Origin of the sequence: Brevundimonas sp. Leaf168 (assembly GCF_001423685.1) — a bacterium.
Classification (GTDB): Bacteria; Pseudomonadota; Alphaproteobacteria; order Caulobacterales; family Caulobacteraceae; genus Brevundimonas; species Brevundimonas vesicularis_C.
Genome location: NZ_LMOY01000007.1, coordinates 397,154 through 417,455, shown reverse-complemented (window position 1 = coordinate 417,455; position 20,302 = coordinate 397,154). Strand labels below are relative to the sequence as shown.

The following is a 20,302-nucleotide window of genomic DNA, read 5'->3' as shown; positions in this document are numbered from 1 at the left end:
AGCGCTTAGGGATTAGGCGGCGGCTTGTTTCGCTGCCCCAGCCTCGACGGCCTTCAGCAGCGTGTCATTGGCGAGGTGCGAATACCGCTGGGTGGACTGGTAACTGGCGTGACCCAGCACCTTGCCAACGGCGAACAGATCGACACCGCTGTTGACCATGAACGACGCCGCCGAATGTCGAAGGTCATGAAGGCGTAGACCCGGCAGCCTGGCCTCCCTGATCGCCCGTTGCCAGCCGTGCTTGATGGACACGAAGGGAAGGCGGGTCTCTGGATTGGGCACCAGCCAGGGGCAGTCCTTGAAGCGAGGCAGCGTCTCGATGATCGCCAACGCCGGTGTGGAAAGCGGGACGTGACGTGGCTTACCGGTCTTGCTGGTCGGGATCAGCCAGGACCGACGTTTGACATCCACGTTCTCCCATTTGGCGTCCAACAGTTCGCGAAGCCGTGCCCCTGTAAGAAGGAGGAGGCCGACGATGTGCTGAAGCTGAGGGTTCTGCGATGCCGCCACAGCCTCCCTCAACCGCGTCGCTTCCTCGGCAGACAGGAAGCGTTCACGGCCGTTGTTCAGCGGTGTCCGAGGGATGCCACGGGTGGGGTTTCGCTCGGTGCCGGGGATGTCCCAGCTTGCCCCAAGGACGAACGACCGGCCGATGATGACACGGAGTTTCTCGACCGACGCCGGGGATAAACCCGACGCCCGTTTTTCACTGAGCCACTGAGCCATCGACCGACTGTTCATGTCGGTGAGGCGTGTCTTCCCCCACTTCGGAACGATGTGGACGCGCATACACATCTCGACCGAGGCGTAGGACTTGCTGCCTTTGATGAACTCCAGGTGCTTCAAGGACAGATCGCCATACACCGGGATGGACTTGACCAGAGCCTTCTGAGCGCTTGGATCGCCACCCATCACCACTTCAGATCGAAGATGCTGAGCCTTCTTCCTGGCGACAGCGAAGGTGACGTCGTTATAGCCGCCGATCTTATGCTGCTTTTGCGTCCCTGCTTGGCACAGGTATCTCAAGTAGTAGGTCTTTCCGCCTGTGCAGCGGCATTCCAGCACGAAGCCGGTCACGGTGGTGCAATACCAGTCGGTCTTCTTCTTTCCGACCTCGCAGCCGGCATTGGCGACGAAGGCCTGAGTCAGGTGGGCCTTGGGCATGGGATTATCCTTTTGATGGGTTTGAGTTCAGACGAGCGCCATCACGCGGTGCCGACGGGGCGCAGCGGGAGGCGGTTTGCGGTGGAGGGGGAAGTCTGGAGCGGGGCGAGCCCGCGTTTGCCCCAGGGTGGCCCGCCTGGGCGGGGGCTGGGGTGTCTGGATAGCCGGGCTATGGGGTGCCCGGAGCGGGCCTCAGGGGGCCGCAGAGGTAGGCGATCAGCTTATAGGGTGGTGCCGACTAGACCGCAGTCAGGCGAACATGACGCCCGTAGAGCTTAAGCACCTGCCATGTTGCGACAGGGAGGCAGAAGTTCGTACGAGTGTTGGCTTCGGCTGCCTTCGCGAAGCCTCCAATAATGGTCTCGGTCGTCCGAGCCGGTGTATCGCTGGAGGATCGAAAGAGCATGGCGAAACGGCATGCCGCACTGTCGGGCGGCCGTCTCGGCGAGTGCGGCCTGACCTTCGGAGAACCCGCCGTCGATCAGGCTGAGAAACGTGATGACCAGGGTGGTTTGGTCATCCAAGTCGATGTTGAGTCCGTCGGTCTGACGTTGTCGGTTCATGAGAAAATATTCCTTGGAATAGGCGTGAGGGTGCGCTTGCCGGTGAACCGGTCCGCATGCTTGATTGAGTTGGGCTAGTGTTGAGCGGGTCTGGCCCGCGCCGTTTCAGAGTCAGGCCGGAAGCGCCACGACTCCCCCAAATCCCCAGGTCCCCAGATTGTTAGTCGGCCGTGTCGGCCGGAATGTCTGGGGTTTTGGGAAATTGGGGAGGGGCGGCGGTTCTATTCGCCCTGCTCGACCTGAGGCTTCCGGAGGACGGTGTAGGTCCGCTTTCCACGATCGCCTTTCTGGACTGACCAGCGATGCTTGTCGGGATCTTCGCCCGTGTAGCGATCCAGAACCCGTCGTGCTTGCGACCGGGATATGTCCCCGTCCTCAGCCACGGCGCGAACGAGCTTGTCCTGCCCGGAAGATGCCATGCCGCCGAAAATCAACGCGCGGATTCGGTCTGCAACCTTTGCGTCGTCCAGCATGTCGGCCTCCAAAGCGCTGAACTCCAATTCCTCAGCATAGACGGGACGGACAGAGGCCAGCTTCTCAGCGTATGTCAGGCCTTGTTCGGTAGAGTAGGCATAGGCCACCTCCTGGGGGCTGTCCGCCCGGCTCTTCTGTTGGGTGAAGCGGACGATCTTCTCGGATGCTCCTGGGCTGCCCATCATCGGTTCGGCGACATAGGCTGCATCGAAATCTTCGAGAATGTCCGTTGTGCCTTGATAACGCAGGGTTCCGTCGGCGTTCCGGTTCTTCGCTGTATGGCCCAGCGCAATGATGGTGCCGCCTGCCATCACATACTCCCGGCAGACATTGGCGAAGTTGCTGGAACGGGCTTTGTCCATAAGATTGGTGAACTTCTTCAGCGTGTCGATGATCACTACAGAGCCGCGAGCCGTGCCGTTCTGCGTGGCCTCGATAAGCTTGTCCACGAACTGATTGACCTTGAAGCCTTTCAAGCCGGGGGCCAGCATGTGAGCGTTCAGAATCTCCAGGATTTCGACCTTTTCGGCTAACCCTTTCCCGCTGTCGTCCGCGTTGATGTAGAAGAGCATGTTCGGATCGAGCCGCCCCTCGTCGATCGCGTCCTGAATGAACCTGATCACCAAGAGCGTTTTACCGGCGTTTGGTGGGGCGTAGATGATCGTTGCCTGCCCCAAAAACATGATGCCGCCAAGCAGAGGCATGGTGTCCACCGCCCGTGCGTGGAGCTTTGCAGCATCCCCTCTCAGACTGTGTCTGACGAGTGGGTTGAGCTTCTCTGCCGGTGTTTCAGGGGGCTCTTTATCCGGATCTTCCGGGGGTGGCTTAGGGGGTAGAACCATCGCTCGATCTCCTTGTCTGCGCGATCAGTGAGCGCGTTCTGACCGGCGAATTTCACGGTGTAAATGGGAGCAAATCTCTGTTTTGGCGGGGCAAAACCACGTTTCCTAGCGGACGATACTTCCGGCAGGACCTTGCCAAACTGGCGGCCAGATAAAATTTTTGTAATGCTCCAGCGAGGGCAGATTCAGTGCGTCTGGAGGCGTCGTGGCGAAAAAGAAGGAGGAGGATCTGACCGAGTTCGGTGGCCTTCGAGTCGTTTGGCTGGAGGCGTTTGTGCGGTCAGTGGAAGCCAGTTCCCGTGTTGCGGCCGCCGCCCAAATGGGCGTCGATCAGGCGACCGTTACAAAGCACATCCAGAAGCTTGAGAAGTGGCTCGCCCGAGGTCGAGTTCGTCCGCTGGTCGATTACCAAGTGTGGCCTTTGCGCCTGACCAGTGATGGGGAGAAGTTTTTACCTCAAGCTAAGATGGTGCTGGAGACTCTTCGCCAAGCCCGCATCTCGCCCATCGAAATGCCCTTGCCAGAAGACACGACAGAGGCTGCCATAATGCCGAACCCTGATATTCAGCCGCGCGAAGGCTGAGGAAGTCAGCCGTCGCCGGTCTGACCTCCCCGCCTGTCCGCCTAATCACGGGTGCGGCGGGTCGAGATACCGTGACTTCGAATGGCGTCGCTTGCGGCCCGAAAAAGCGATGACAAAGCCCAAAGCCGCAAGAGTGATGATGCAGGCTAGGGGCTGAGTCACAGTCAGGGCAGACAGGGCAAGGGTGCCAACGAACACCAGTGTCTGTCTCGGCCGCGTGATGAAGCTGACGATCAGAGCTAGCACCACCAAGGCCACAGTGGCCACGATGACGGCCCTGAGCACGGCGAGGGCGACGCATAGGATGAGCAGGAGAAGGAACCGGCCCATCATCGGCCCGCCTCCTCGGTCCAGAAGTGGACAAGGCAGAGGTGGTGCAGGCCCAACTCCGTCCCTGGACCGTTCTCTACGAAGACGACGGTGTCTCGCCCGCACCGGCCCCGGTAGACAATCTCGAACCATAGGCCGTGATCTTCCAGGGTGTCATAGGTCGGCTCCTCGGCATCATCGCCAGTGATCCGGAAGCCAACGGCGGTGTTGATCACGTCGGGGGTGTCGCCGCCCTGGACGACGACGATCCGGGAGTCCTCGCTGAGGCATGAGGGATGATCGGCGTAGGCCTGCCATCCGCGATGAGCGATCAGGGTGCGCAGGTCATCGTCTAGGTCAGAGTCGCTGATTATGCCGGCGACGTCGGCGAGGGTGTTCAGGCAGAGCATGGAAACTGGTGTCCTTCGGGCACAAAAAAAGCCCTCGCGACGGGATGTCGGAGGGCGCGGGTCGGATGAGTGGTTGACGCCTAGTCGGCGTTGGAGGTCGGAGGACGGTCGGCAACGCCCAGGCAGTTGAAGCGGAGCGTGTGGTTGGTGTGGGGATGGTCAGCGACGAACACCAGCATCCCGAAATCATCGGTCAGGACGTAGGCTAGCTCGAACCATGAGCCGTGGTCGTTCATCCATTCCCAGCCGGGTTGATCGGCCTGGTCCCAGGTGATGGGGAAGCCGACGGCGGCGTGAATGGCCTCGGGAGGATCGCTCGGCTGGACGACGACGATCTGGAGGATTTCGCCAAGGGGACGGCGACGATCGGTGTCCACCTGCCAGACACGAAGTCCGATCAGGGCGCGCAGGGAAGGGTCGAGGCTAGGGTCTGTGAGCGCGGCCGTAACGGCGTCGCGGTCGTTCAGGGAGAGCATGGTCTGGATGTCCTTTCCGGGCACGAAAAAACCCCCGCAGCGCAAGGCCACGGGGGTCGGTGATGGTTAGAGTTTTGGAAGGCGTCAGGTCGTCCTAGTGAACGGCCCTAAAGTCGATGACACGCAACAGGTTTTCAGGCTTCTGGCCGAGGGGAGGGACGTTTGTGTCCTGCCCCTGCCAGCGACCCGGTGAGGCACCACCTACCGAGCTGGAGGGACGCTCGGTGAAAGAGCGCCTGCCGCCTGGTTGAGCCGGTCCTTCAAACGCTTTGAACGGGTGATGCCAGAGAGGGGCATGGTGCCGCTGTGAGAGACGGTGAAGTAGAAGCCGTCCTGCACCGTGCCGTCAGCCTTCCGGCCCCTGGAGGGAACCATCGTGCCGACGATCTGGTGGCTGTCGAACAGGAACTTGATGGTGGCTTGATACCCTCTGTTGGGGTGTTCGACACGCACGATCGGGCTGGTGCCGAATTCGACGTTCATGGCGTCCACCAGGATCTGATCGGCCTGAGCCTCGGTGATCAGATAGACGGGTTCGCTCTGGCTGACATAGGTGCCGGGCGTCCGTGCTGGTGCCGAAGCGCAGCCACTGATCGCGAAAGCGGAAGCGGCGAGGGCATAGGCTAAGGGTCTCATTGGGCACGCCTTTCGATTGCCTGTGCGTGCTGCTGAATAAACTCTGTTTTGCGGCGGAGGGCTTCCGAGCAGGTGTTGGAGACCGTTTCTGGATCCCATTCTTCTTCGAGCATCTTTTGCTGAATCCTACCCATGAACAGACCGGTTGATTGACCTCCGCTCGCGACAAAGTCCGATGCTACTTGATTGCAGAACTCCTCGATTTCTTCGGCTTGAGTGGGGGCTTTAGTGGTTTGTGCAACGCCTTGATCGCAGGCCGCCAAAAGGGCGAGCAATGATGCGAGTGCGTAGGTTGATTTCATGATGTGATTGGTCCGTCATGGGTTTGAGTTTTTGGTGATTGAAGATCAGAGGCTTAGGTCGAGTGTGTTCATCTCCACGGTAGGGCAGGGTGAATCGCGTTCGTTGAGTATGGAAAAAATCCATATCGGAAAGGGAAAAATCGCATAAGCGGATTTTCCATATAGTTGGGTTGCCGGTTTAGACTCGGCGGCCCATTCGATGCCCAAGACGATCTTTGGCGGGGATCATCGGCACCTCGTCGCGGTGCTCGTTGAAGCGCGTCAGGCGTCAGGGCTCACGCAGGCCGAGTTGGCCGCGCGCGTGGGGAAGGATCAGTCCTTCGTGTCCATCATCGAGCGCGGTCAGCGTCGCGTGGACGTGCTGGAGTTCGTGGCGCTCGCTAGGGCCATGGATGCCGAACCAACCCGGCTATTCGAACGGGTGACGAGAAGGCTGGCTGCGACGTTGAGGATATAGTCGCCTCCCGTCTTCTTGCTAATTATTCAAATAAGATGGCGCGGTTTGCGCTCTCTGCCGTCGTCGATTTTCACGCAGCGGCGTCAGGGATTCCGTGCCTTCATCACCTCGGTGCAGAAGGCTGCCGACATCACTCAGGTTGAACTCGCGGCGCGGCTGGGTAGGCCGCAAAGCCCTGTGTAGAAGGTGGAGCGAGGCGATTGGCGCATATGATTGACCGCATTCGGTCAGGTCGCGGATGCCCTCGACCATGATCCGGCGACGCTGCTTCGGGATCTTCTAGCTCGCGGCAGGTGATGGCGTCTCTTGACCCTACCCAGTTATAGGCAGCGAAATTTCCCCCATCACCGTGTCCGTCTCCATCATGATTTTGATGACTTTCTGATAGTGGCCGATGTCGTCCCATGACAGAGCGCGACCACGCCGGTCCTTGAGCCATTTCTGGGCTGGCTGATAGCCGCCGATGAAGAAGTTCCAGGCGATGTCGGGCACGGCGTCGAAATACTGGTCGGCGTTGATGTGGACTCGATCGCCCTCGAATTTGGGATAGCCAGCCGCGACCACGTCGTCGCCGTCGCCGTGATAGGGATAGTGCGTCTCGCCGATGGCGGGCGCCTCCATCAGATGCAGGCGGCGCAGTTGCTCGCCCTTGTCGCTGACTTGGCGGAACACCTCGGGCGATGCTGGATAGGGGATGCGTGGAAAGTCGATCTTGAGGAACTCGGCATAGGTCGCGCGATAGTCCGGCGAGTGCAGCACCCCGTAGATGTAGTCGAACACCTTAATTTCGCTCGGCCGGGCGTCGCCCGTCGCGGCCCGGAAATCGTCCTCCGGCCCTGCCTGATTGGCGGGGTCAATCCCGGCGGCTTTGCAGATGGCGGCGTAGAGCTTCGGGTCGAGATTTAGCGTGCGGTGCTTGGCGGCGAAGGCGTCGGATTGATCGCTACATGTATCGGGATAAATGTACAATGGAACGTTCACAGCATTCGATGCTGTTGTTCCTGACACAATAATTACCTCTGATATGGTGTCGGTAACTAAAGAGTGGGCAAAATTACTGTCATTGTGAGCTTTGGATATGAGTAAGCCGATGTTTGGAGATGACAGATAATTCTTCATTATCGCTTCTCTTCCCCAATCGACCATATCTTTCCGATAAATTATCCACCTCTTATCAAACGGTCTGTAGTAGACTGGCCTGATATCGGATTTCCAATCTGACATTCTGATTTCTGGTCGAACCTGCTCAATCTTCCATCCACGCGTGTCTCCCGCGAGATATTTCTCGTCTTTTCTGGACGGGAAAAAAATATTTCGGATTTGTCTATCGCTAAGCGTTGGATCAATGAATTTCTCGATGCGAAGCCTTAGTTCCTCTCCGGAGAATCCAATGACCAGATGGTCTCGCGCTGTCGCGATCCCAGTTACATTGTGAACCATTAGTTCGTTGACGGAAAATCCCTGATCGTAGGCGTCTCTTGAGGCGACGGAAAATGGAGCCATCATGAAGTACGGCGCTTCTGGTTTAAGCTTAGTTGGTGCGCCGTCAAATCTATTGAGATCAAAAAGCTTAGCGCTCTTGCTTTCGCGACTACCCCATATCTCGCCGTGCCAGACCTCACCCAAGGTGCCTAACGTTTTCCCTTTTCGTATGGCAATAACCAGCGCTACGCCTTGACGAATGTCGAACACATTCTTGTCAACCAAACCAGGTGGCACGGGTTCTGGCTTGTTCGTGTTCCCGTGCAAATCAACTACCCAGATTTTGTCGAACGTCTGAAGCAGACGCCAACGCATGCCCCGAAACGTCGGGTTGTCTAAATATCCGTGATTAGTAATAAATCCTAAGACGCCTCCGGATGGATTTTGTGCGATTGTGTGCTCAGCCATGCGGATAAACTTCACGTAGTCGTCGTGCAGCCAGTGCTTGCGTTCGCCAAAATGTTTCTTACCAATGTACTTATAGTCTTCGATCAGACGCGTGATCCATTCTCCATTATTCTGAGATATTCCTGAATATGGTGGATTTCCGATCACACACATGATCGGCGACTGTCGCTTGACCTCACTTGCACCTCGCGCCTCTTCCGCGAGCGGCTGGAAAAACAGGTCGCGTACCTCGCGCTCGGCCGGCTCCAGCGCGTTGGTCAGCCAGACCGACAGCCGCGGCGGCTTGGCGCTCGGCTTGTAACCGCTCTCGGCCAACTGCATGTCCAGCTTCATGTGGCACATGGCGTAGCTGGCCATCAGCAACTCGAAGCCGTGCAGGCGGGGCAACAAATCCTGTTCGACATAGCCGGACCATTTACCCGGCGCGCGCGCCTTGACCCGGTCCGAGATCAACTGGACCGCCTTGGCAAGGAATGTGCCGGTGCCGGTGGCGGGGTCGAGAATCTGGACCCTGTGAACCTGGCGCTTTTCGGTGATCGGTTTGCCGGTCTTGGGGTGGTTTTGGCCGGTGTCCCAATCGACCGTAACCTTTGAGGTGTCGGCCAAGCCGTCGGCAAGGCCGAACTCGGACTTCAGCACATCGTCCACGGCACGGACGATGAAGTCCACCACCGGTTCAGGTGTGTACCAGACGCCCCGACTTTTGCGCTTCTTGGGATTATAGGCGGCCAGGAAGTCTTCGTAGAAGTGGATGAAGGGGTCGTTCCGCGCGGTGAACTTGCCGAAGTCGCGGAACAGCGAATGGGGGTCCGAGGCGCGCATGACCTCGACTAGATCATCGACAATATAGGTCAGGCGCTTGGGCAGTGCCGGGCCGGCGACGTATTCGAACAGCCCCTTAAGGAAGGGATTGGAGGCTGGCAGGTCGTCCATCGCCTCCTGACGGCTGAAGGTCGTCAGGTCGTCGTCGTGGAAGCGGGCGGCGAACATACCGTAGGTGATGGTTTCGGCGTAGATGTCGGCGAACTCGTCCGGTTCGAGGTTCGGGAGCAAGTTGGCCTTGAAGCTCTTAAACTGGCCGCCGAGGCCGGACCGAAACTCAGGATCTTCCTTCAGCGCCAGGCCGATCTCGTCCTTGATGATGGCCGCCTTGGCCGCCATCATTTCCGCCAGTTTCGAGGCGGATTTGATGCTGATCGGCTTCTGCTCGGCGAACAGCTTAAGCTGGCGTTTCAACTCCTCGAACTTTTCCGGAACAGGCTGGAGGCCCATCAAGAAGTCGGCGATGGAGACGAAGTGGACCTGTTGGCCGTCGCGGATGAACTCGAAGTCCACGCCGTTGGTGTAGATCAGGTTGGGGTAGGCGGCCTCGTAGCGTTTGCGCTGTTCGACCGAATAGCCCCTGAGCTTGATGACGTCCTTGTCGATGTCCTTGGCTTCGGCCCAGCCGATGGGGACGCCGTCGCGCTGGAACATGAAGTCGGGCATGCCGCCTTCGGACTGCTTTGGCTCATTGATGACCGTCAGCGCTGGGTCGATGCTTTGGAATAGGTCATTTAGCGCGGGGCGGTAGCTGTGTTCAGTGGCGTGGCCGCTTTTGAACTGGGCAATAACCCTCTCGAGATACTCAGAAATCAACGATTCACCCTCCGCAATCTCGGAGAAGCTAGCTGCACCGAGAAGGACTTGTCACCTCACGGGTGTCATCACGGGCAAGGGGACGTGCAGAAAGTAGGGCTTCGAGCGGAATTGGATCGGAAGCTGTTCCACCGCATACCCACGGAACTCCCAAGCGGAAGCACCTTCCTGCCTATCCCGGCCAGGCGTCAAAGCTAGAGATGCTTTGGGAAGGTGGTGCCGCTTAGGTGACTCGAACACCTGACCCCATCATTACGAATGATGTGCTCTACCGGCTGAGCTAAAGCGGCCCGGTTGCGACGGACGAAGCTGTCCGCGCGAGACGGGGTCTTTATACGGCCGGATCGCGCTTGCCAAGCGCCGCGTTCAAGATCGTGAGTAATGAGGTCTCGTCGGGCGATTTTGCCACAACGGGCGTCAGGCCGAGCGCGACGAGCGGAGCCGCGGCGGCGGGAGAGATGCAGGCGAGGACGGCCTGGGCCAAGGGGGCGTGATGAAGCTTGGCGAGGGCTTTTCCGGCGCGGGGGGAGTGGATCAGAACGGCGTCGAACAGTGCGGGCGCTGCGACTGACGTTTCGATGGCGCGATAGACTGTCAGCGAATGGACCGACACGTTACGGGCGCCGGCGGCGGCGAGGGCAGCGGTGAAATCGCCGGCAGGGGTTTCCGCTTGAGGGACCAGGACGGCGGCGTTGGCGATGGCGCTGGCGATCAGGCGGGCGAGATCGCGCAGGTCGCCGGATGCGGAGTGGACATCGGCGAAGCCCGCATCATGGGCGGCCTGGGCGGTCGCATCGCCGACGGCGAAGACCGGACGGTCGCGGCGGGGCGTCAGGGCGGCGAAGGCCGCCACGCCGTTGATGCTGGTGAAGGCCAAGGCGGCGAACGGCGCCAGATCGGGAACGGGCGGTGTCAGGTTCTGGATGGTCAGAAGGGGCGCGACGATCGGTTCGTACCCCATGTCGCGCAGGCGGGCGGCGGTGCGCACGGCGCCCGGTTCGGCGCGGGTGATCCATACGCGTGTCGGCGTGACGTTCATCCGTCCAGGGTCGCGGGATCGACTTCCTGATCGCCGGCCGAGGCGTGGACCTCGCCGCCCAGGCGTTGGCCCAGTGCGCGCGCGTCGGCTTCGGTCGGTTGGAAAAGATCGCCGACGCGCCGCCAGCGGGCGGAGCCGTCCGGGCTGAGCATTTCGGTGGTCAGATGCAGGGTGTCGTGTTCGATGCGGGCAAAGGCGCCGACGGCGGTGCGGCACGACCCCTCCAGCGCCGTCATGGCGCCGCGCTCGGCGGCGATGCACAGGGCGGTCTCGGGGTGGTTCAGGGCGGCGACCCAGTCTGCGTCGATGTCGGCGGCGCGGGTCTGGATGGCCAGGGCGCCTTGGCCCGGCGCCGGCAGGAAGGCGTCCAGCGACAGTTTCTCGCGGATATGTTCGGTGACGCCCAGGCGCGTCATGCCCGAGACGGCCAGCAGGATGGCGTCGAAGTCGCCCTCGGCCGCGCGGCGCAGGCGGGTGTCGATGTTTCCGCGCAGCATCTCGATTTTCAGGTCCGGCCGCAGCGCAAGCGCCTGGGCTTGCCGTCTCAGGCTGGCGGTGCCCAGGCGCGCGCCGAAGGGCAGGGCGTCGAAACTGTCGAAGTCACGGCTGATGAAGGCGTCGCGGGCGTCCTCGCGTTCGGGGATGGCGGCGATGCACAGTCCGTCGGGCTGTTCGGCAGGGACGTCCTTCATCGAATGGATGGCGATGTCGATCCGGCCGGCCAGCAGGGCCTCCTCGATCTCCTTGGTGAACAGGGCCTTGCCGCCGACCTCCAGCAGGCGGCGATCCTGGATGCGGTCGCCGGTGGTGACGATCTCGACCAGAGGAACGGCGGTCTCGATCTCGGCCTCGGGCACGTTCAGGGCGCGACCGATGGCGCGTTGCATCATGCCGGATTGGGCGAGCGCCAGCTTGGAGCGCCGGGTGCCGATGCGGAGAGGAAAGGTCATGAGCGTTGCGCACCGGTCGCCGGGTCGCTACCTCGACCCGATGGAGATGTCCGCCGACTATAGCAGCGGCGCCGATGCGGCAACTGGACGGGATGTCCCCCCTCGTCCCGGTCCGCTGACGGTGCTGGGCCTGGAGACCAGTTGCGATGAGACCGCCGCCTCGGTCGTGCGCCTGACGGGCGGTCGGGCGGAGGTGCTGTCCTCGGTCGTTCACAGCCAGATCGACGACCATGCGGCCTATGGCGGCGTGGTGCCCGAGATCGCGGCGCGCAGCCATGTCGAGATGATCGCCGAGGTCACACGCCGCGCGATGGCCGAGGCCGATATGGGCTATGACGGGCTGGACGGGGTCGCGGCGACCGCCGGGCCGGGTCTGGTCGGCGGGGTCATGGTGGGCCTCAGTTTCGGCAAGGCGGCGGCGCTCGCGCGCGGTTTGCCGCTGGTGGCGGTCAACCATCTTGAGGGGCATGCGGTGTCGGCCCGGCTGGGGGCGGAGGTCGCCTATCCCTTCCTGCTGCTGCTGGTCTCGGGCGGCCACTGCCAGCTTCTGGAGGTGCGCGGCGTCGGCGATATGAGCCGGATGGGGGCCACCATTGACGACGCGGCCGGCGAGGCCTTCGACAAGATCGCCAAGGCCTTGGGCCTGGGTTATCCGGGCGGCCCGGCGCTGGAGCGGCTGGCCATGCAGGGCGATGGGTCCAAGATCGATCTGCCGCGCGCCCTCTTGGGCCGCAAGGATTGCGACTTTTCCTTCTCGGGCCTTAAGACCGCGGCCTTCCGTATCGCCCAGACCTGCCAGACTGAGCAGGACACGGCGGATCTGGCCGATGCGGTGCAGAACGCCATCGCGCGCCAGCTGTCGGATCGGTCTGAGCGAGCCTTGGCGGCCTATGCGGAGACGCATGACCACCGTCTGTTCGTGGTGGCAGGCGGGGTCGCGGCCAACAAGACCATCCGCGCGACCTTGCAGGCGACGGCGGCGAAACACGGCTTCGACTTCCTGGCGCCGCCCATGGCCTATTGCACCGACAATGCGGCGATGATCGCCCTAGCCGGGGCGGAACGGCTGGCGCTGGGCCTGACCAGCGACATCGACGTGGTCGCCCGGCCGCGATGGCCGCTGGACGAAGCGCGCGCCCTGTCCGATCCTTCGCACAAGCCGGGCCGCAAGGGCGCGAAAGCATGACGAACGAAACCGCCTCGGGAGGGCGTATGGAATTCCGCACGGCAGGGGTCATCGGCGCGGGCGCCTGGGGCACGGCTCTGGCGCAGGTGTGCGTTCGGGCCGGACTGGACACGACCTTGCAGGCGCGCGAGCAGCAGTTGGTCGAGACGATGCGGGCGACGCGGGCCAACGACCTCTATCTGCCCGGCGTGCCGCTGGCCGACGAACTGAAATTCACCGCCGATCTGGCCGATCTCGGGGATTGCGACGTGATCCTGGCGGTGCCGCCGGCCCAGCATATGCGCGCGACGCTGACGGCGTTTGCGCCCTACTATCGCGCCGGCGTGCCGGTGGTGCTGTGCTCCAAGGGGGTCGAGCGCGGCACGATGAAGCTGATGACCGAGGTACTGGCCGAGACCCTGCCGGACGCCCCCGCCGCCGTCCTATCCGGTCCCAGTTTCGCGGGCGAGGTGTCGCGCGGCCTGCCGACCGCCGTGACCCTGGCCTGCGCCCATCAGGCGCTGGGCGAGGCCTTGCTGAACACCCTGTCGGCGCCGGGCTTCCGACCCTATCTGGCGACCGATCTGGTGGGCGCCGAGGCGGGCGGCGCGCTGAAGAACGTGCTGGCCATCGCCTGCGGCATCTCCGAGGGGCGCCAGTTGGGCCGCAGCGCCCACGCCGCCCTGATCACGCGCGGCTTTGCGGAAATGACTCGCCTCGCCGTCGCCATGGGGGGGGAGGCGGAGACGGTGGCGGGCCTGTGCGGCCTGGGCGACCTCGTCCTGACCTGCTCCAGCCCCCAGTCGCGCAACATGAGCCTGGGTCTGGCCTTGGGTCAGGGCCAGACGGTCGAACAGGCCCTGGCCGGCAAACGGTCGGTGGCGGAAGGCTATGAGAGCGCGCCGGCGGTTCGCGAACTGGCCGCGCGTCTGGGCGTGGAAATCCCGATTTCGGAAGGGGTCGCCGCCCTGCTGGCCGGCGAGATTGATGTCGATGGTCTGATCGACGGCCTGTTGTCGCGCCCGCTGAAGGCCGAGCGTGTCTGAAGCGGCCGAGGCGCCGGCCGAGCGCAAACGGGCCTGGAAGACGCCGCCCGGCGTGGCCCTGTGTGCCGAGGGCGACATCGCCGACCCAGGCTCGCGCGGCTTCGTGCTGCAGATCGGCGAGGCCTTCTTCCACGGCTTCGTGGTCAGGAAGGACGGTCAGGTCGCGGGCTGGGTCGATCGCTGCCCGCACGCAGGTTTTCCCATCGCCATGGAGATCGACCGTTATCTGACGCCGGACGGCGCACTGATCCTGTGCGGCTGGCACGGGGCGGTGTTCGAGCCGCTGACCGGCGAATGCAAGGGCGGCCCCTGCGCGGGCGGGCGACTGACGCCCTGGCCGGTGGCGGCCTCTGGCGGGATCGTCAGAACGGCCTGAGGCGCTTCACCGCGCCAGTCTGCCCTTGGCCTTGCCGGCGCTGAAGACCACGTCGGGATCCGGTTTCGTGATGTCGATGCTCGTGTGGCTCAACACCGACAGGATGTAGCGGCCGATGTTCAGGCGCGCCGTCTTCTTGTCGTCGGTGGCGACGACGGTCCAGGGCGCATAGTCGCGGTCGGTCTCGTCCAGCATCCGGTCGCGGGCGTCGGAATAGGCGTCGAACCGCGCCTCGGCCTCGGCGTCCAGCGACGACAGCTTGAACTTCTTCAACGGATCCTCGCGGCGTTCCTTCAACCGCTTGGCCTGCTCCTTGCGCGAGATATCCAGCCAAATCTTGATCAGAATGATCCCGTCGTCGGTCAGCATCCGTTCGAAGCGCGGCGCGTCGGTCATGAACTGGGCGTACTGCTCGGGCGTGCAATAACCCATGACCGGCTCGACCCCGGCGCGGTTGTACCAGGACCGGTTGAAGATCACCGTCTCGCCCGCCGCCGGCAGGTGCGGGACATAGCGCTGGAAATACCACTGGCTCGTCTCGCGGTCGCTGGGCTTGGGCAGGGCGATGACGCGGGTCTGGCGCGGCGACATATGTTCGGTCAGGCGCTTGATCGCGCCATCCTTGCCGGCGGTGTCGCGCCCCTCCAGCACGATGACCACGCGCGAGCCATGCTCGATGCTCCAGGCCTGGGTCTGGACGATGGCCAGCTGGATCTGTTCCAGCTCGGCGTCATAGGCGTCGGATTTCTTTCCCATGGTAAGAGAGTGGGCCGAGGGCCGGCAGAGAGCAAGGGCGAGGGAGCCGACTGCGAAGCTGGGCGTTAAGGCGCCGGGCCCGTCCGGCCTGCGAGGGGCCGAATGAAGCGCGATCTGGCGGACATGTGGAATCTGGTGTGGGAGCTGGCGCTGCTGGTCTGCGCCGGCTTTGCGTTGCTGAACGCCTTCGCCCCGCCCCAGGACCTGCCGTGGAAGCCGCTGGATCTGGATCGGCCTTTGGGCCGCGCGACAGCTGCCAAGGTCGCCGGATTCGATGTGCCGACCGCCGCCACCCCCGAGGCTGTCGAGGGCGCGACCGAGGCCTGTATGCAGGCGCTGCGCAATGCTGGGGTTAAGGTCGAACGCGCGCCCGACCGCGACGACGGCGGCTTCTGCGTGGTGCGCGGGGCGGTGCGAATCACGGGCGGCGAGGTGACGCCGCTGGCGCCGTCCGACGTCGTCATGCAGTGCCCGCTGGCGGTCCGCTACGTCATCTGGGAACGACAGGTGCTGCGCCCGGCCTCGCGCGACAGTCTGGGCTCGGCCCCCGCGCGGGTGGAAAACTATGGCACCTATTCGTGCCGCCGCATCTACGGCTCGCAGGACGAGGCCGAGCGGCCCAGCGAACATGCCAAAGCCAATGCGCTGGATGTCGCAGCGGTGACTTTGAAGGACGGTCGGACCGTCAGCGTTCTGAACGATTGGCGCGGCGACGGGCCGGCGGGCGAGCCGGGCGGCCGCTTCCTCCACGCCTTGCGCGACGGGGCCTGCCAGCTGTTCTCGACGGTGTTGACGCCGGACTACAACGCCGCCCACGCCAACCATCTGCACATCGACGGGGCCGCGCGGGGCCTCTGTCGTTAAGCCTGAATGCATCCGGTGCGACTCGCTTTGCTGTTGACCGTCTGGAAAAGCCGGGTGACAACATCGCTGCAGTCCGGATTTCGCGTGGGGTCCAAACCCGCGTTTCGCTCCTTCGCCTGAACGAGCTGTCCAGATGGATTGTCGGGTCACCTCGAGGGGGATCCGCCTGGAAAAGCGCGTTTACGGAGACGCAGACATGGCGACCGGCACGGTCAAGTGGTTCAACCCCACCAAGGGCTACGGCTTCATCCAGCCCGATAGCGGCGGCTCCGACGTGTTCGTTCACGTCACCGCCGTTCAGAAGGCCGGACTTCAGGGCCTCGATGAGAACGCCAAGGTCGAATACGAGCTGGAAAACCAGCGCGGCAAGACCTCGGCGATCGACCTCAAGGTCCTTTAAGTCGATCCAGCCTTCAAGGCTTAGAGGCGGGCGCGGGAGTTTCTCCCGCGCCCGTTTTGTTTTTTCCGGGCTACCGCGCCTCGCGCTACTTGAGCCCGTTTGATGCGTCCTGCGGCTTGGTCTCGGCGGCTTGGACGGTCTTGGTGTGTTGGGACCGCTGCGCCAGGACGATGGCGCCCAGCACCAGGGCGCCGCCCAGGGCCTGAACCGGCGTCAGGGTTTCGCCGAAGATCCACCAGCCCAGCAGGCCCGCGACAACAGGCTGGATCAGGATGGTCACGGCCGTGACAGAGGCGGGCAGTTTGCCCAGCGCCCAGGCCACGCCGCCTTGGCCGAAGACGTGCATCACGCCCATGGCCATGCAGGCGGCCCAGCCGGCCGGTCCGGCGGGGATGACGGCCTCGCCCAGCGCCAGGGCGACGATCAACAGCAGGGGCGCGCCCAGCAGGGTCGCCCAGAAGGTCACCCGCATCGCGCCGGCCGTGCGCCGCGCCGCCTGCACCGCCAGAAAATAGCCCGAGTACCAGACCGCCACCGACAGGGAGAACAGGTCGCCCAGCATCGGATTGGTCCCTTGGCCGCCATCGGCGCCCGCCGCCATGGCGAAGGCGCCGCCCATGGCCAGGGCCAGGGCCAGGATGAACAGCCGGTGCGGCCGCTCCTTCAGCACAAACCAGCCGAACAGGGTCACGACGACCGGCGTCAGGTTGCACAGCACCGTCGCGTTCGCGACCGAGGTCATGACGATGCCGTAGTGCCAGAAGCTGAGGTCCAGGGCGAAGAACAGGCCCGCCAGCAGCGCCCATTTCGACGGCCCGCCGACGCCGCCCGGCTCGCGCGCCGCCAGGATCGTCAGCAGGGGCAGGGCGAAGAGAAACCGCCAAAACCCCGCCGCCGCCGGTCCCGTCTCGGTCAATCGCACCAGAATGGGCGCCAGGCCCAACACGCTGGCCGCGATCAGCAGAACGATCAGCGCAAAGGCGCGCGAGGAGGGACGAAAGGCCATGGCGGACATGGCCCGGCTCTTACGGCGCCATGCGACCTGACGCCACAGGCGCCGTCAGGCCGCGCCTTAAACGAGCGGGTCGATCCGCGACCGCAACACGACGCTGAGGCCCGGCGCGCGGTCTCGATAGTCGATCGTCCCGTCCAACTGACCGACCAGGCTCTTGATCATCATCGAGCCGAAACCCTTGCCGGCCAGATGCCCGCCGGCGCCCTCGTCCTCCACCGTCATGCGGAAGAAGGCGCCGTCTTCCTGGAAGGCGATCCGCAACGGACCAGGCTTGCCGCCATAGGCGTATTTCTGGGCGTTGATGATCAGTTCCGTCAGGATCAGGCCGATGGTGATGGCGCGCCCTGGCTCGATGCAGACCGGGTCCAGATCGGTTTCGATGGCGGCGGCCCAGTCGGGCCCCATGCTGGAGCCCAGATCGCCGATCAGCTCGCCGATATAGCGGCTCATGTCGATGGTCGTGACCTGATCGCTCAAATAAAGCCGGCTGTGGACCGCAGAGACGGCGCGCACGCGACGTCGCGCCTCGTTCAGCGCGGTCGCGGCCGAGCCGCCCGCCTGTTCTCGCGCCTGAAGGCCCAGGAAGCTGGACACCAGCGTCAGGCTGTTCTGAACCCGGTGGTTCACCTCGCGGATCAGATACTGCTGCTGTTCCAGCCGCAGGTCGCGCTCGGACAGGCGGTCCTGTAGCGATCGGTTCAGCCGTCGGATCTGATGGACCGCGGCGTAGTCGGCCAGCGCGTCTCTGAGCCGGGCGGCGGATTCCACGGCGGCGGGGCCCCAGCGGTGCGCGCGGCCCGAGACGGTGTCCGACCAGCTTTCGAACGAGGCGCGGGGCGTCAGAATGGCGTTGGGGCCAGTCTTCTCCGCCGTTGCGGGATTGCCGGCCCAACGCACCGTTTCCAGCACCTCCGAGCGGAACCACAGCAGCGACACCGGCTGATCCAGAGGCAGGGCCACCGCCAGCAGACCGCTGGCGTGTGTCTTCCAGGCCTCGGCGGCGGGCAGAACCGAGGCCAGGTTGTGCGACGAGACGGGGCGCAGGCCCGGCCGTCCCGCAGCCCAGGCGGCGATGGCGCGTACGCCGTCTTCGGGCGGCGTATGGCCAAAGGTCTGGATGTCCCTGTCGCTGACGATGGCCAGACCGTCCGCGCTGGTCAGCTGCATCAGGGCGTCGGCCTTTTCGCCCAGCGCCTCTTGCATCGGCCGGTCTGGCGACAGCCGTGAAAGCAGTTCGTCCTCCATCCGGCGCAGGCGCGTGCGCTCGCGATAGAGGTCGGCGTCGGTCCTGGACTTCAGCTGTCGCGCCAGATTACGCGCCAGGGCCGTGCAGCCTACGCGCAGCTCATAGGGCAGCAGTTTAGGCGAGGCGTTGTGGCAGGCGACCAGCCCCCACAGGGCGTCATCGACGATGATCGAAACCGAAGCCGAAGCCCGAACGTCCATGTTGCGCAGATATTGCAGATGGATCGGGGACACCGAGCGCAGGCCGCTGTCGCTCATGTCCAGCGGCGCCTCGCCGGGCGCAATGGGGCGCAGGGGCTGGGGCGTATAGCGGCTGTCCGGGATGACCCGCACGGGGTTGCGCAGATAAAGGGCGCGCGCCTGCTGCGGGATGTCTGTGGCGGGGAAGTGATGGTTGAGGAAGGAGCCGGACCCATCGGCGCGGCTTTCGGCCACGACCTGACCCGCCTCGTCGTCCTGGAAGCGATAGATCATCACCCGGTCGAAACCGGTCAGGCGACGGAAGGCGTCGGCCGCCCGCTCGGACACCGTCTGGATCGTCACCGCCCGTTCCAGCGCGGCGCCGGCGGCGTCCAGGTTGGCGATCAGATCGACGCCGAGGCGGGCCTGCTGCGAGCTCTGCTCGACCTCGATGATCATCAGATCGTTGATCGTGCCAGAAGTGGTTCCCGGCGCACGATGCACCACGACGTCGTATTCCAGACGATTGGTCGCGCGCCAGCGACAGGCGAAGCCGGCCTCCTGATGCGCGGCCATGGCGCGCACGGCCCGGTCGGCGACATCGCCCAACACGTCGGCGACGGTGCGATCGATCCAGACCTTGCGGCCCGTCAACTCCTCGATCGCGCCCGCCCCCTGGCGGATGGTCAGGGATTGCAGATCCAGCACCAGCATGAAGCCGTGCGGTTGGATCGATTGAGGAATGTGGATCGGCTCGCGATCGCACTCGTTCAGCGCGGCGTCGGCCAGGTCGAGCGTCTCGGTCATGCCGCGGCCTCCTGCGGCTGGGGTTGCAAGGTGCGGTGGGCGAAGGCGAAACCGTCGATGCCGCCCTTCACCACCTGATCGATCGTGACGTGGCCGCTAACGCAGGCCCGGTCCAGCAAATCCATGAAGGCTCGCCAGCGTGCGCCGGTCTCTTCGCCATAAGGATCCAGAAAGCCGAGGCCGTCCAGATCGCGACCCTCGGCGGCCAGCCGGCGTCGAATGATCCGACCGCCCAGCATCGAACCTTCGGCCACATAGACCCAGCCCAGGGCTTCGCCGGCCGAGGCGGGCGCAGCCGGACGCGCGGGCGGAGAAATGCGCTGACCCAGTATCGTCAGGTCCTGGGCGATCCCGTTCGCACGTGATCGCGGTTCGAAGCCGGCGCCCAGTTCGGCGTTCAACGCCGCCACCAGCGGATGGCTGAGCGGCTCCAGTCCGGCATGGAAGCGGTAAAAGGCCGCCACGGTCGCCGGCCGCGTGGCGTGGTCCGCCAGACGCGGCTCGATGTGGGCCTGGACTTCCAGGGTTTCGTGGGCTGAGGCGGTGGCTTCCCGAAGAGCGAGAAGGGCAGGGGAAGCGATCATGGGGCTCAGATTAACACACTGTCTTGTCTTGTCGATTTGCACAGGCCAGAAGGCGCGGACCACCACGGAACGGCCCAGACCGCGTGGCGTTCACCAGCAACCTTCTCATCTCCCTTTGATCGGCAGATTTT

Annotated in this window: 22 protein-coding genes and 1 tRNA gene; 7 read left to right on the top strand and 16 right to left on the bottom strand. The window is 63.7% G+C overall.

Going from position 1 to position 20,302, the window contains the following annotated elements:
* Nucleotides 1-12 precede the first annotated feature (12 nt).
* From ASF81_RS06990 to ASF81_RS06980, 3 genes are all read right to left on the bottom strand, one after another.
* Nucleotides 13-1,164 (bottom strand): site-specific integrase, encoded by a 1,152-nt coding sequence (locus tag ASF81_RS06990; RefSeq protein WP_055806717.1) that lies wholly within the window; start codon nucleotides 1,162-1,164, stop codon nucleotides 13-15.
* A 275-nt stretch (nucleotides 1,165-1,439) separates the two neighbouring features.
* Entirely contained in the window at nucleotides 1,440-1,727 is a 288-nt protein-coding gene (locus tag ASF81_RS06985) for a hypothetical protein (RefSeq protein ID WP_055806714.1), read from the bottom strand.
* Nucleotides 1,728-1,948: 221 nt separating this feature from the next.
* Entirely contained in the window at nucleotides 1,949-2,905 is a 957-nt protein-coding gene (locus ASF81_RS06980) for an AAA family ATPase (protein ID WP_162237580.1), read from the bottom strand.
* A gap of 343 nt (nucleotides 2,906-3,248) precedes the next feature.
* On the opposite strand from ASF81_RS06980, the gene ASF81_RS06975 reads away from it, so the two are divergent.
* Nucleotides 3,249-3,626, top strand: coding sequence for a LysR family transcriptional regulator (locus tag ASF81_RS06975; protein WP_055806707.1), 378 nt, complete (start codon nucleotides 3,249-3,251; stop codon nucleotides 3,624-3,626).
* A gap of 45 nt (nucleotides 3,627-3,671) precedes the next feature.
* Here ASF81_RS06975 and ASF81_RS06970 read toward each other — a convergent pair whose 3' ends face one another.
* The 5 genes from ASF81_RS06970 to ASF81_RS15015 all read right to left on the bottom strand — a co-directional run bounded on the left by ASF81_RS06970 (nucleotide 3,672) and on the right by ASF81_RS15015 (nucleotide 5,759).
* Nucleotides 3,672-3,959, bottom strand: a complete 288-nt coding sequence (locus ASF81_RS06970) for a hypothetical protein (protein ID WP_055806702.1) — start codon at nucleotides 3,957-3,959, stop codon at nucleotides 3,672-3,674.
* Nucleotides 3,956-4,345, bottom strand: coding sequence for a hypothetical protein (locus tag ASF81_RS06965; RefSeq protein ID WP_055806699.1), 390 nt, complete (start codon nucleotides 4,343-4,345; stop codon nucleotides 3,956-3,958). Before ASF81_RS06965 ends, ASF81_RS06970 begins: the two co-directional genes overlap by 4 nt.
* A gap of 80 nt (nucleotides 4,346-4,425) precedes the next feature.
* On the bottom strand, nucleotides 4,426-4,821 hold the full coding sequence (locus ASF81_RS06960) for a hypothetical protein (protein ID WP_156363168.1): 396 nt from the start codon (nucleotides 4,819-4,821) through the stop codon (nucleotides 4,426-4,428).
* Nucleotides 4,822-5,022: 201 nt separating this feature from the next.
* The gene (locus tag ASF81_RS06955) at nucleotides 5,023-5,457 is read right to left on the bottom strand and encodes a hypothetical protein (RefSeq protein ID WP_055806692.1); all 435 of its coding nucleotides are present in this window, start codon (nucleotides 5,455-5,457) and stop codon (nucleotides 5,023-5,025) included.
* On the bottom strand, nucleotides 5,454-5,759 hold the full coding sequence (locus tag ASF81_RS15015) for a hypothetical protein (RefSeq protein ID WP_156363167.1): 306 nt from the start codon (nucleotides 5,757-5,759) through the stop codon (nucleotides 5,454-5,456). Before ASF81_RS15015 ends, ASF81_RS06955 begins: the two co-directional genes overlap by 4 nt.
* Nucleotides 5,760-5,958: 199 nt before the next feature.
* Between ASF81_RS15015 and ASF81_RS06950 the strand changes: the two genes are divergently transcribed.
* Nucleotides 5,959-6,216: a helix-turn-helix transcriptional regulator gene (locus tag ASF81_RS06950; RefSeq protein ID WP_055806689.1), complete on the top strand. Its 258-nt coding sequence runs from the start codon at nucleotides 5,959-5,961 to the stop codon at nucleotides 6,214-6,216.
* 312 nt (nucleotides 6,217-6,528) lie between these two features.
* Here ASF81_RS06950 and ASF81_RS06945 read toward each other — a convergent pair whose 3' ends face one another.
* The 4 genes from ASF81_RS06945 to hemC form a co-directional block, all read right to left on the bottom strand.
* On the bottom strand, nucleotides 6,529-9,744 hold the full coding sequence (locus tag ASF81_RS06945) for a type ISP restriction/modification enzyme (protein ID WP_200932902.1): 3,216 nt from the start codon (nucleotides 9,742-9,744) through the stop codon (nucleotides 6,529-6,531).
* 214 nt (nucleotides 9,745-9,958) lie between these two features.
* Nucleotides 9,959-10,034, bottom strand: a tRNA-Thr gene (locus ASF81_RS06940).
* A gap of 41 nt (nucleotides 10,035-10,075) precedes the next feature.
* Complete coding sequence (locus ASF81_RS06935; protein WP_055806682.1) at nucleotides 10,076-10,783, bottom strand: uroporphyrinogen-III synthase; 708 nt, start codon at nucleotides 10,781-10,783, stop codon at nucleotides 10,076-10,078.
* Nucleotides 10,780-11,733 (bottom strand): hydroxymethylbilane synthase, encoded by a 954-nt coding sequence (gene hemC / locus ASF81_RS06930; protein ID WP_055806679.1) that lies wholly within the window; start codon nucleotides 11,731-11,733, stop codon nucleotides 10,780-10,782. The genes ASF81_RS06935 and hemC overlap by 4 nt, the downstream gene beginning before the upstream one ends.
* Before the next feature lie 46 nt (nucleotides 11,734-11,779).
* On the opposite strand from hemC, the gene tsaD reads away from it, so the two are divergent.
* The 3 genes from tsaD to ASF81_RS06915 are packed head-to-tail and all read left to right on the top strand — an operon-like array spanning nucleotide 11,780 to nucleotide 14,320.
* A complete protein-coding gene (tsaD, locus tag ASF81_RS06925; protein WP_055807020.1) occupies nucleotides 11,780-12,919 on the top strand; it encodes a tRNA (adenosine(37)-N6)-threonylcarbamoyltransferase complex transferase subunit TsaD in 1,140 nt (379 codons plus the stop codon).
* 26 nt (nucleotides 12,920-12,945) lie between these two features.
* Entirely contained in the window at nucleotides 12,946-13,944 is a 999-nt protein-coding gene (locus ASF81_RS06920; RefSeq protein WP_055807017.1) for an NAD(P)H-dependent glycerol-3-phosphate dehydrogenase, read from the top strand.
* Nucleotides 13,937-14,320 (top strand): Rieske (2Fe-2S) protein, encoded by a 384-nt coding sequence (locus ASF81_RS06915; RefSeq protein ID WP_055806676.1) that lies wholly within the window; start codon nucleotides 13,937-13,939, stop codon nucleotides 14,318-14,320. The genes ASF81_RS06920 and ASF81_RS06915 overlap by 8 nt, the downstream gene beginning before the upstream one ends.
* Nucleotides 14,321-14,326: 6 nt before the next feature.
* On the opposite strand, the gene ppk2 is transcribed toward ASF81_RS06915, so the two are convergent.
* On the bottom strand, nucleotides 14,327-15,076 hold the full coding sequence (gene ppk2, locus ASF81_RS06910) for a polyphosphate kinase 2 (protein WP_055806673.1): 750 nt from the start codon (nucleotides 15,074-15,076) through the stop codon (nucleotides 14,327-14,329).
* Between the two features lie 102 nt (nucleotides 15,077-15,178).
* On the opposite strand from ppk2, the gene ASF81_RS06905 reads away from it, so the two are divergent.
* Together ASF81_RS06905 and ASF81_RS06900 are read left to right on the top strand one after the other, a co-directional pair.
* Complete coding sequence (locus ASF81_RS06905) at nucleotides 15,179-15,940, top strand: extensin family protein (RefSeq protein ID WP_055806670.1); 762 nt, start codon at nucleotides 15,179-15,181, stop codon at nucleotides 15,938-15,940.
* A 196-nt stretch (nucleotides 15,941-16,136) separates the two neighbouring features.
* Nucleotides 16,137-16,340 (top strand): cold-shock protein, encoded by a 204-nt coding sequence (locus tag ASF81_RS06900; RefSeq protein WP_017505920.1) that lies wholly within the window; start codon nucleotides 16,137-16,139, stop codon nucleotides 16,338-16,340.
* Between the two features lie 85 nt (nucleotides 16,341-16,425).
* Here ASF81_RS06900 and ASF81_RS06895 read toward each other — a convergent pair whose 3' ends face one another.
* The 3 genes from ASF81_RS06895 to ASF81_RS06885 are packed head-to-tail and all read right to left on the bottom strand — an operon-like array spanning nucleotide 16,426 to nucleotide 20,171.
* Entirely contained in the window at nucleotides 16,426-17,355 is a 930-nt protein-coding gene (locus tag ASF81_RS06895) for a DMT family transporter (RefSeq protein WP_055806668.1), read from the bottom strand.
* Nucleotides 17,356-17,412: 57 nt separating this feature from the next.
* A complete protein-coding gene (locus tag ASF81_RS06890; RefSeq protein WP_055806665.1) occupies nucleotides 17,413-19,587 on the bottom strand; it encodes a histidine kinase dimerization/phosphoacceptor domain -containing protein in 2,175 nt (724 codons plus the stop codon).
* A complete protein-coding gene (locus ASF81_RS06885; protein ID WP_055806662.1) occupies nucleotides 19,584-20,171 on the bottom strand; it encodes a biliverdin-producing heme oxygenase in 588 nt (195 codons plus the stop codon). The genes ASF81_RS06890 and ASF81_RS06885 overlap by 4 nt, the downstream gene beginning before the upstream one ends.
* Nucleotides 20,172-20,302: the final 131 nt, after the last annotated feature.

What these genes read in the sequence shown, in the direction of transcription:
- ASF81_RS06900 (WP_017505920.1), top strand. Translation starts at nt 16,137, where the DNA reads ATGGCGACCGGCACGGTCAAGTGGTTCAACCCCACCAAGGGCTACGGC.
- ASF81_RS06985 (WP_055806714.1), bottom strand. Translation starts at nt 1,727, where the DNA reads ATGAACCGACAACGTCAGACCGACGGACTCAACATCGACTTGGATGAC.
- ASF81_RS06895 (WP_055806668.1), bottom strand. Translation starts at nt 17,355, where the DNA reads ATGTCCGCCATGGCCTTTCGTCCCTCCTCGCGCGCCTTTGCGCTGATC.
- ASF81_RS06935 (WP_055806682.1), bottom strand. Translation starts at nt 10,783, where the DNA reads ATGAACGTCACGCCGACACGCGTATGGATCACCCGCGCCGAACCGGGC.
- ASF81_RS06955 (WP_055806692.1), bottom strand. Translation starts at nt 5,457, where the DNA reads ATGAGACCCTTAGCCTATGCCCTCGCCGCTTCCGCTTTCGCGATCAGT.
- ASF81_RS06980 (WP_162237580.1), bottom strand. Translation starts at nt 2,905, where the DNA reads ATGCCTCTGCTTGGCGGCATCATGTTTTTGGGGCAGGCAACGATCATC.
- ASF81_RS06920 (WP_055807017.1), top strand. Translation starts at nt 12,946, where the DNA reads ATGGAATTCCGCACGGCAGGGGTCATCGGCGCGGGCGCCTGGGGCACG.
- ASF81_RS06990 (WP_055806717.1), bottom strand. Translation starts at nt 1,164, where the DNA reads ATGCCCAAGGCCCACCTGACTCAGGCCTTCGTCGCCAATGCCGGCTGC.
- ASF81_RS15015 (WP_156363167.1), bottom strand. Translation starts at nt 5,759, where the DNA reads ATGAAATCAACCTACGCACTCGCATCATTGCTCGCCCTTTTGGCGGCC.
- ASF81_RS06905 (WP_055806670.1), top strand. Translation starts at nt 15,179, where the DNA reads ATGAAGCGCGATCTGGCGGACATGTGGAATCTGGTGTGGGAGCTGGCG.
- ppk2 (WP_055806673.1), bottom strand. Translation starts at nt 15,076, where the DNA reads ATGGGAAAGAAATCCGACGCCTATGACGCCGAGCTGGAACAGATCCAG.
- ASF81_RS06970 (WP_055806702.1), bottom strand. Translation starts at nt 3,959, where the DNA reads ATGATGGGCCGGTTCCTTCTCCTGCTCATCCTATGCGTCGCCCTCGCC.
- ASF81_RS06965 (WP_055806699.1), bottom strand. Translation starts at nt 4,345, where the DNA reads ATGCTCTGCCTGAACACCCTCGCCGACGTCGCCGGCATAATCAGCGAC.
- ASF81_RS06885 (WP_055806662.1), bottom strand. Translation starts at nt 20,171, where the DNA reads ATGATCGCTTCCCCTGCCCTTCTCGCTCTTCGGGAAGCCACCGCCTCA.
- ASF81_RS06890 (WP_055806665.1), bottom strand. Translation starts at nt 19,587, where the DNA reads ATGACCGAGACGCTCGACCTGGCCGACGCCGCGCTGAACGAGTGCGAT.
- tsaD (WP_055807020.1), top strand. Translation starts at nt 11,780, where the DNA reads ATGTCCGCCGACTATAGCAGCGGCGCCGATGCGGCAACTGGACGGGAT.
- hemC (WP_055806679.1), bottom strand. Translation starts at nt 11,733, where the DNA reads ATGACCTTTCCTCTCCGCATCGGCACCCGGCGCTCCAAGCTGGCGCTC.
- ASF81_RS06950 (WP_055806689.1), top strand. Translation starts at nt 5,959, where the DNA reads ATGCCCAAGACGATCTTTGGCGGGGATCATCGGCACCTCGTCGCGGTG.
- ASF81_RS06960 (WP_156363168.1), bottom strand. Translation starts at nt 4,821, where the DNA reads ATGCTCTCCCTGAACGACCGCGACGCCGTTACGGCCGCGCTCACAGAC.